General features: G+C 65.4%; 8 protein-coding genes. 2 read left to right on the forward strand and 6 right to left on the reverse strand.

From position 1 onward, the window contains the following. Positions 1 to 139: 139 nt before the first annotated feature. Complete coding sequence (locus ACMGFI_RS16320) at positions 140 to 2,800, reverse strand: heavy metal translocating P-type ATPase (protein ID WP_436910908.1); 2,661 nt, start codon at positions 2,798 to 2,800, stop codon at positions 140 to 142. 116 nt (positions 2,801 to 2,916) lie between these two features. Continuing rightward, positions 2,917 to 3,381 (reverse strand): GNAT family N-acetyltransferase, encoded by a 465-nt coding sequence (locus tag ACMGFI_RS16325; RefSeq protein ID WP_436910909.1) that lies wholly within the window; start codon positions 3,379 to 3,381, stop codon positions 2,917 to 2,919. 584 nt (positions 3,382 to 3,965) lie between these two features. Here ACMGFI_RS16325 and ACMGFI_RS16330 point away from each other — a divergent pair. Then, positions 3,966 to 5,108 carry a methyltransferase gene (locus ACMGFI_RS16330; protein WP_436910910.1) on the forward strand — a complete coding sequence of 381 codons (1,143 nt, stop codon included), beginning with the start codon at positions 3,966 to 3,968 and terminating at the stop codon, positions 5,106 to 5,108. A 107-nt stretch (positions 5,109 to 5,215) separates the two neighbouring features. On the opposite strand, the gene ACMGFI_RS16335 is transcribed toward ACMGFI_RS16330, so the two are convergent. The 4 genes from ACMGFI_RS16335 to ACMGFI_RS16350 form a co-directional block, all read right to left on the reverse strand. Further along, positions 5,216 to 5,812 (reverse strand): winged helix-turn-helix transcriptional regulator, encoded by a 597-nt coding sequence (locus ACMGFI_RS16335; protein WP_436910911.1) that lies wholly within the window; start codon positions 5,810 to 5,812, stop codon positions 5,216 to 5,218. Positions 5,813 to 5,894: 82 nt separating this feature from the next. Next, entirely contained in the window at positions 5,895 to 6,590 is a 696-nt protein-coding gene (locus tag ACMGFI_RS16340) for a metal-dependent transcriptional regulator (protein WP_436910912.1), read from the reverse strand. 420 nt (positions 6,591 to 7,010) lie between these two features. After that, complete coding sequence (locus tag ACMGFI_RS16345) at positions 7,011 to 7,676, reverse strand: hypothetical protein (RefSeq protein WP_436910913.1); 666 nt, start codon at positions 7,674 to 7,676, stop codon at positions 7,011 to 7,013. 618 nt (positions 7,677 to 8,294) lie between these two features. Then, on the reverse strand, positions 8,295 to 8,864 hold the full coding sequence (locus tag ACMGFI_RS16350) for a peroxidase-related enzyme (protein ID WP_436910915.1): 570 nt from the start codon (positions 8,862 to 8,864) through the stop codon (positions 8,295 to 8,297). A 97-nt stretch (positions 8,865 to 8,961) separates the two neighbouring features. Between ACMGFI_RS16350 and ACMGFI_RS16355 the strand changes: the two genes are divergently transcribed. Continuing rightward, positions 8,962 to 9,459, forward strand: a complete 498-nt coding sequence (locus tag ACMGFI_RS16355; protein ID WP_436910916.1) for a metal-dependent hydrolase — start codon at positions 8,962 to 8,964, stop codon at positions 9,457 to 9,459. The last annotated feature ends 103 nt before the right edge of the window (positions 9,460 to 9,562 follow it).

The raw sequence follows: 9,562 nt of genomic DNA on the forward strand, positions 1-9,562 counted from the left end.
CCCGACGCTTGGGAACCCACGAAAAAGAGGGTTCGCAATTTAGACCGTGATAGACCGGCTCAGATTCCCGTATTCGCCGGGTACGGACGTTCGAGGGCCGAATACATTCGGCCGCCAGTTGCGGTCGTCGGACCGCGGCTCAGCGGAGGAAGCCGAGGAGGCGGTAGTCCTCGTCGGGCTCGTAGCGGCGGAACAGCAGGCTGTTGGTCAGCACGGAGACGCTGGAGACGGCCATCGCCGCCGCGGCGAGGACGGGTTGCAGCAGGCCCAGCGAAGCCAGCGGGATCATCGCCGTGTTGTAGCCCAGCGCCCAGAAGAGGTTCTGCTTGATCTTCGAGAGGGTCCCCTCCGAGACGCGGACGGCCTTCACCACGTCCAGCGGGTCCGAGCGCATCAGCGTCACGTCGGCGGCCTCGATGGCCACGTCGGTCCCGCTACCGATGGCACAGCCGACGAACGCCGTCGCCAGCGCCGGCGCGTCGTTGACGCCGTCTCCGACCATCATCGCGCGGCGGCCGTCCGACTGGATGTCGTCGACGGCGTCGGCCTTGTCCTCCGGGAGGACGCCGGCCATCACGCTGTCCGGGTCGATCCCCACCCGCTCGGCGACCGCCTCGGCGGTCCGCTCGTTGTCGCCGGTGATCAGCCACACGTCCGTGCCGCGCTCGCGGAGCTCCGAGACGGCCGCTTCGGCCGTCTCCTTGACCGTGTCGGCGTCGGCGACGACGCCGAGCAGGCGGTAGTCCTCGGCGGCAGCGTCGGTCCCCTCGCCGCCGGCGCCCTCACCGTCGGCGAGTGCGACCAGCATCGCGGTCTTGCCCTCGCGTTCGAGCCGGTCCATGGCGTCCTCGGCCGGGGACACGTCGACGCCCGCGTCGCGCATGAGCTTCCGGTTGCCCACGAGGACGCGGCCGTGGCTCGTGGTCGCCTTCACGCCGTGGCCGGGGACGTTCTCGAAGTCGTCCGGGTCCGCCACGTCGATACCGCGCTCGCGGGCGCCCGCCACGATGGCTTCCGCGAGCGGATGTTCGCTCCCCGACTCCGCGCTCGCGGCGACTTCGAGGACGAACTCCTCGGTGACCTCGGGTTCGACGACCGCCCCGCCGTCGGTGGCCGCGTCGCCCTCGACGGTTCCGCCGTCGGCGGCGGGCAACGCGACCACATCCGTCAGCTCCATCTCGCCTTCGGTGAGCGTCCCGGTCTTGTCGAAGACGACGGTGTCCACGTCGCGGACGCGTTCGAGGATGTCGCCGCCCTCGAAGAGGACGCCGTTGCGCGCGCCGATGGCGGTCCCGACCATCGTCGCGGCGGGCGTCGCCAGCCCGAGCGCGCAGGGACAGGCGATCAGCACCGCCGACGCGAAGACGACCACCGAGAACTCGAAGACGCCCACGGCCGCGGGCCCGCCCGCGGCGAGCCCCCACACCGGCAGCGAGTCGACGAATCCGGCCATCGCCTCGGGGAAGGCGTACCAGACGCCGCCCCAGAACAGGGCGTTGAGGATGACCGCCGGGACGAAGTAGGAGCTGATGCGGTCGGCGACGTTCTGGATCTCCGGCTGGCGGCTCTGGGCGTCCTTGACGCGGGAGACGATCTGCTGGATGGCCGTCTCCTCGCCGACCTTCGTGGCCTCGACGACGAGCACGCCATTTTGGTTGACGGTCGACCCGATCACCTCGTCGCCGGGCTCCTTCGAGACGGGCACCGACTCGCCGGTGACCATCGACTCGTCGACCGCGCTGTCGCCCTCGATTACCTCCGCGTCGGTCGGAATCTTCTCGCCCGGACGCACTTTGAGGCGGTCACCGACCTCGACCTCCGAGAGCGGAACCTCCTCCTCGGTCCCGTCGTCGCGGACCAGCGTCGCCGTGTCGGCCTCCATCTCCAGCAGCGAGCGGATCGCCTCGGAGGCCTGGCCCTTCGAACGGGCTTCGAGGTAGTTGCCCAGCGTGATGAACACCAGGATCAGGGCCGCGGTGTCGAAGTACAGCCCCTCGCCGGGGAACCCAAGCAGTCGGGCCACCGAGTAGAGGTACGCGGTCGACGACCCCAGGGCGATCAGCACGTCCATGTTCGCCGTCCGGTTCTTCACGACCGCCTTGTAGGAGTTCTCGTAGAACTCCTTGCCCAGCGCGTACTGGACGGGCGTCGCGAGCGCGAACGCGCCCCAGCCGACCGAGACGCCCGCGACCCGGTCCGGCAGGACGCCGAGCCCGAACACGTGATCGACCAGCATCACGAGCAGCGGCAGCGACAGCACCGCGCCGAAGACCGTCAGGTTCCGCTGGCGGCGGATCTCCTCGTCGCGCGCGGCCTGCTGGCGGTCCCGGGACGACTCGGCGGCGTCTCCGGCCTCGCCTTCGCCCTCCCCTTCGTCGTCCTCCCGAACGGGCGTGTAGCCGGCCGACTCGATGGCGTCGTAGATATCGTCGAGCGACGCCTCGGCGGGGTTGTAGGTGACCGTCCCCTCGTCGGTGGCGTAGTTCACGTCCGCGTCGACGACGCCGGGCGTGTCCAGCAGCGCCGACTCGTTGGTCTCCGCGCAGTTCGCACAGGTCATGTCCGTGATGCCCACGGAGACCGTCTCGCTCGCCGCCTCGTAGCCCGATTCGTCGATAGCGTCGTAGATCTCCCGCAGGCTCGTCTCCCCGGGGTCGTACGTGACCGACCCCTCGTCGGTCGCGTAGTTGGCGTCGACTTCGGATACGCCCGCCAGCGAGCCCACCCGCTCCTCGATGGTTTGCGAGCAGTTCGCACAGCTCATCCCGTGGAGTTCCAGTCTGGTCGTGCGCTCACTCATCTTGTCTCTAGATAGGGGCTACCCGTTCATGCGGTTTGTCCCTGTGTTTCGAAAGTGAATCTGCACTCGAATTTCCGAACTAAACCAAAGTGGTCGCTAAATTAGCAGTTCGAACGTCAGTCGACCCGTCGAGCGTAGGTCACCTGTTTGGGTTCGAAACCGTTGTCCCGGTAGAACCGGCGGGCGCCGTCGTTGCCCCACTCGCAGGAGACCTCCACGTAATCGACGCCCCGCTCGCGGGCGATCCGCTCGACGGCGTCGAGCGCGGCGCTCCCGTGGCCGCTGTCCCTGTACTCGGGCGCGACGTACAGGTCGACGACCTCGACGTACCCCGAGTGGACTCGCGACGGGTGTTCACCCGAGCGGAGGACGAGGTAACCGACGCGGTCGCCGTCGACGGCGAGCAGATAGACCGTCGTGCCCTCGTCCGCCAGTAGCCCCTCGAATCCCGCCTCGGCGGGCTCGGGGCCGTCGTAGGCGATCTCGTTGAGTTCGTCGTACTGCTCCATCGCCGAGGCGAGATCGTACCAGTACTCGGCGAGGGATTCCGCGTCGTCGCGGGTCGCTTCGACGAGTTCCATACGCGCCGGTCGGTCGGAGCGCGCATACGTGTTGTCCCGGGCCGGGTCGCGGTCCCACGCGTGAACGGGTTCCTCGGCACGGAAACGAATTTATAGGGCGGCCGAATACCGTCCGGCAGGATGGACAAGGGCCCGAGGTCGGGCCGTGCCCTCCGACTCGCGTAGGCCGCCGACGGCAGCGGCGGCCGCGCGGGCGGGGCGGGCCTCGACCGGCTCGCCGGCTGTGCGCCGTGCGGACGCGCGTCCGAGTCGCTGTCGGACGCGTCACCCCCCGCTCGGCCGCGCTTTCGGCACCCGGCGCCGCGCTTCGCGGACAGCGGCGCCCGTCTCCTCGACGGCGTCTGTAGCGATACTCCCGAGGCGCGGCTCTGAGTCGGTCGACGACCGCCAGCCCTGCCGACCATCCGAATGCTACGCCACACACGCCCGCGACCGCACAGCCTCGATAACCGTCCGGCCACCCATCGCCCGACCGTCCACCGCCCGGCCGTCTGCCGTTCGACCGCCTGCCGTTCGACTGCACACCGCCCGGTACCGTTCCGCTCGCACACTCGCGACCGCGGCGCCTCCCGGGGAGGTCGCAGATGACCGCCGGCCGGGAGCCGCTCGCCCTCGGGTCGAGAACGGACGCCGGCCCGGACCGGTTCGAGTTCCACACCGCCGACGGTGTCGCGGCGGCCGACGCGTTCTGTCCCGGCGAACTGCTCGCGCTCGAACACCTGTGGGACCGCGACCTCGGCCACCTGCGAACGGTCGGCGCCCGCTACGGCGTCGTCGGCGTCGTCCTCGCCGAGCGAGCGACGAGCGTCCGGACGACGACCGCGAGCGCCCGCGCGGCCGCGCTCTGCGAGCGCAACGCGGCCGAAAACGGCGCCGACGCGGCCGTCGAACTCGCGACCGGCCTCGCCTCGATCGACGGACCGACCGACGAGCCGGTCGACACCGCCGTCTTCGTTCCCAGAGCGTACACCCCTATCGAGGTCGGGACCCGGCGTATCCGATCCGCGCTCGATTCGATGGTGAGCGGCGGGACCCTCTATCTCGCAGCGAAGCCCGAGACCGGGCTCGGCCGGTACGAGGGCGCGCTGGCCGACGCCGCGACGACCGTCGAGACGGTCGCCGAGCGCGACGGCTGGTCGCTCCTGCGCGCCACCGAGTCGCCGGCGGCCGACGGCGGTCGTCCCGACCCGCCCTTCGACCGGATCGACGCGACGGTCGACGGCATCGACCTCGAACTGGTGACCGCGCCGGGACTGTTCGCCGCCGGTGCCCTCGACGACGGAACGCGCCTGCTCGCAGAGACAGTGACTATCGAGGACGGCGACGCGGTGCTTGACCTCTGTTGCGGGTACGGCCCGCTCGCGGTCTACGCCGGCCTGTCGGCCGACTGCGACGTGTGGGCGACCGACGACGACGCGCTCGCGACAGCCGCCGCCGAGCGGACACTGGCCGCCAACGGCGTCGACGGTCGCGTCGTCACCGCGGACTGCACGGCCGGTGTCGCACAGGAGTCGTTCGACGCGATCCTCTGCAATCCGCCGACCCACGCGGGGAGCGGCGTGCTCGCGGATCTCCTCCGCGGGGCCGCCGACGTGCTCGCTCCCGGGGGTCGCTGCTGGGTCGTCCACCACCGGGCGCTCGACCTCGAAGACTCGCTCGCCGCGTTCGGTCGCGTGGAGACTGTCGCGACCGGAGCCGAACACGTCGTCCGACTGGCGAGCGACTGAGTTCGCGGGCCGGGCGCTCCGGATTCATACGGATTATTGCGAGACATACCGGGATCGACCGCACGACTGCGTGCGGTCGACCCGGTACACGCTTGCAATAATCCGTATCAGCCCTCGGCGCCCTCCCGCAACTCCTCGTACATCTCGACGAAGGAGGCCTCGCAGGACTCACAGCAGAAGTGGTATGTCTCGCCGTCGATCTCGCGGGTCTCCCCCTCGGCGGTCACGGTGTTGCCGCACTCGTCGCAGGTCAGCGCCAGCTCTGCCTCGGCGACCGAGGGGCTCCACGATCGGTCGGCGAGCAGCGACACCTCGTAGTCGCGCACGTCCTCCATGGCGACCGCCGATTCGAGCACGGAGAGCACGTCCCCCTCCGGGACGGTCGCGGTGAAGACGACGCGCTCCTCGGCGGTCGTGAAGACGTGCTCGACCGCGTCGGCGTCTTCGAGCGCGTCCGCGACCGCCGAGGCCGCCCGCGGTGTCACGTTCACGTTCACGAGCACGGGCGCGCCCTCGCGGAGCTTCGAGCGGTCCACGTCGACGGTGAACCCCCGGATGACGCCGATCTCCTCGAGGCGCTCCACCCGGTCGGCGACCGCCGGCGGCGACAGGTCGACGGCGTCGGCGATGTCGCGCCACGAGCGGCGGGCGTCGTCGAGGAGGAGTCCGAGGATCGTCCGGTCGGTGTCGTCAAGGTCGCGCATACGGCAGACGAGTGGTCCCCGGGGGAAACTGGTTTCGGCCGTTCGACGGGGAGGGGACGCCGTCGCCGCAGGGGCGCCCGACTCAGGCCGCGCCGCTCGCGCTCTCGGCGGTCTCCCCGGGCGCGTCGACGAAGATGGTGCCCGCGACGGTCTCCGGGAGCGAGACGGTCTCGTCGGCCTCGACGAGCCGGACGGTCACCATGCCGATGGGCGCGACCTCCGCGACGACGAGTTCGGTGCCGGGCGTGATGCCGGCGTCGTCGAGATAGGCCAGTTCCTCCGGGTCGCGGTCTCGGACGCGCCGGACGACGACGGTATCGCCCTCCGCGCACTCGTCGAGGGTGTCGCCGGCCGTCTCGTCGACCGGGTCCAGCGCGTCGGTCGGGATCGGGTCGCCGTGGGGGTCGACGGTCGGGTCGTCGAGTCGCTCGGCGACCCGGCGCTCGAACTCCTCGCTGATGTGGTGTTCGAGCCGGTCGGCCTCGTCGTGGACCTCCGCCCAGTCGTAGCCCAGCTCCTCGGTGAGGTAGGTCTCCAGCAGCCGGTGGTGACGGACCACTTCCAGCGCCACGGTCTCCCCCTCGGGCGTCAGCCGGACGCCCTTGTACTTCTCGCGCTCCACGAGCTCGCGCTCCTCCAGCTTCTCCATCATGCTGGTCGCCGTCGGCGCCGTCACGTCCAGCAACTCCGCGATCCGGGAGGTCGCCACCGGCTGTTCGCCCTCCCGCTGGAGCTCGTAGATCGCCTTCAGGTAATCCTCCATCTTGGCGCTGAGCATCACCTGAATTAGCCCCATCTAAACCTTAAGGGTGTTGCACCGATCGACCGACCTTTCGATCGGATCGACGAGCGGTTCCACGGGTGCGAGCCGCGGACGATTCGTGTCGCTAGCCGTCACTAGACCACCTTGTAGAACTTCCGAACGAAATGTATTGCTCACAGACGTCGCAGATCAACCAACTCGAGAGATTCCACGGTGACCGTGTATTTGAAGCCGATAACGTGGGCGTGGAAGAGTTGCCTGAGCGTGATGAGATTCAATCGCTCTTGTATAGCATATTAGTGATGGCGCGCTGTCTCGCGATTCGCGTGTGAAGGAGCCAAGTCAAGATCTGCTTCAGAGAGCCCAACAAAGGGTTACAAGTCCATGCTAGACAACTGAGATAATATCAACTATCTTCTACGCAAGAACGTTGATTTATTTCCGTTCGAAATTTATTTCGTCTTCGCTTATACCAAGGTGATTTGCGATTAAATATTCAGTCAGTAGGGGTATCAAGATCAGCGCTCCGACAAAAATCAAACCCCACACTGAAGCATCTACCAAACTCCCTAACTCCTGTTCAGTAGCCTCGGTGAGCATTTGACCAGCCCGCCCATTTACCACGGTGGTAACGCCGCCTATTGCAGTTAATACCCACAAGGAGGTATAAAAAGAAAACCCAAATGTCATTAATTCACTCCGTGTGTCCGGATTCCTATCTCGGCCCCAGTCAGTAGTTATTTTGTCACCGATGCGAAATGAAGTGTTGATGGCGAGAATGACGATCCCAGCAGAAAATATTGCTTTTACTGTCAGAGGCTGGCCAAGGACGATCGTCCCATAGAGAGTGACGAGCATCAATGTTGGCGTCACAGTTATGAAATTTATCACATAGACCAGTCCAAATTTATAAAGCCAGCTTTCTGTTTTATAATCTACGTCAGCATCTGGCTTATACTTCTTCAGCAAGTCATCTGTTGGGTGATATACAGCAAGTAGACTGTAGTACTGCCAGAGCGCTTTTGCTACTACAGGCGTGGTTAGTATCAAAAATATAGAAGAGAGTAGAACGCCAGCTACCAGAAGTTCGTTGATAGCCATCTCCGCCTCCTACCCTTCAGTTTTCGCCCGCACGCTGTAGATGTACACGGAGATAGTTAACATAAATAAGGTTAGCAATTCCAAGACCAGCTATTGCAGTAGGTACCGAACTGTAACTGGTCGGAAGAGCAATAAGTGGTGCTATCCCGACCAAGAGTCCCAACGCACCTACGGATAGAGATTGGACGCTGAACATGGGTGTTACTGGTGGTTTCTACTGGACCGGTTAAGTTATTTACGATTTAGGAAGAAGAGCAGGACAGACAGATATTTCGTTCACCCTTGATTGGCGATGGATTAAAACTCCACTTATTGAGAGCCCAAACAAACCGCTTTTAAATACTGAATTTGCTTGGTAGATCAGTTTAATATCCTCATAGTAGGTGTGGATATTATCGTTCACTGTACTCTACTATGTACTTCACAATATGTGTTAGAAATATAGTCTGAATTTTAAATATCTTCAGATTAAAATGTACGTACACATACGGGAGTTTACTCTCGCTCAGGCTACGTAACCTACAGCTACAGTATCATACTTCTCTGTGGAGACGATATGGAATTGAACCAGAGTATCCGATTACTTCTGAAAATCATACGGAGCTATTTGTATTTAGTTTATGCACGTCCCAGCTCGTAAAACTCGTCGTTAGGCCGCATATCCGCGAGGTGGGCCATCCGGTTCGAGAGGTTGAAGAAGGCCGCGACGCTGCCGATGTCCCAGATCGCTCGCCGGGAGAAACCGTGCTCGCGCAGTTCCTCGAAGTCGTCCTCGTCGATCTCGGCCGCGTTCTCGGTGAGCTCGACGGCGAAATCGAGCATCGCGCGGTGGGCCTCGGAGACGTTCGCGGTGCGGTGGTTGCTCATCAACTGCTCGGCGATCTGGGGGTCGTCGGCGTAGATGCGGGCGAGCGCGCCGTGGGCGACGTTGCAGTACAGGCAGTCGTTCGCGCCGCTGACGGCGACGATTATCATCTCGACCTCGGCGCGGTCGAGTTCGGTGTGCTCGACCAGCGCGTCGTAGTACTGGAAGAACGCGCGGAAGTGCGACGGCCGGTAGGCCAGCGCGCGGAAGACGTTCGGGACGAAGCCGGCGTCGTCCGCCTCCGCGGCGATGCGCTCCTGGAGGTCGTCGGGCAGTTCGTCCACGTCCGGGACCGGGAACCGCGTCATCGCTGGGTCGCTCATACCGGATCGAGCGCCCGGCACGGCCTTCAGTGCTCGGGCGGCGAACGGCGCGAGCGTCCCGAGGGCGTAAGTACCGTGACGAACACAGCTTCGGACGATGTACAAGACGGGTCACTACGGGGCCGCGCTTCTGGTCTACGCGCCGGTCGGCGGCGCCCTGCTGGCCGCCGGGTTCGAAGCGGCGGCGCTGGTCGGCGGTGCGGTCGTCGTCGGGCTCTCGGGGCTCCCGGACGTGGACCAGCGGATCCCGTTCGTCGAACACCGCGGGCCCACGCACACGGTCTGCTTCCTCGTCCTCGTGGGCTTCGTCGTCGGTGCCGCGGCCGTCGCAGTGAGCCAGGCGACTTCGGTGGGGCAGACGGCGGTCCTCGGCGCGTTCGGCTTCCTCGTCGGCGGGCTCGCGGTCGGGTCGCACCTGCTGGCCGACGCGCTGACGCCGATGGGGATCACGCCGTTCCGGCCGTTCTCGGACGCCCACTATACGGTGTCGCTGACCCGCGCGGACAACGCGGTGGCGAACTACCTCCTGCTCGGGGCGGGGGTCCTGGTGACAGTTGCGACGGCGCTGGTGGCCGGGAGCTATAGAATCCGGTAGAATTTTTTACTCAGAGTGTGTTGCAGCTACTAGTGGATCATCTCGACGAGATCTCCGTCGAGGAACTGCAAGACACCCTCGACAATGTGGACGGAAAGAAACC

The sequence above is a fragment of the Halosimplex marinum genome (assembly GCF_051414075.1).
Taxonomy (GTDB): Archaea; Halobacteriota; Halobacteria; order Halobacteriales; family Haloarculaceae; genus Halosimplex; species Halosimplex marinum.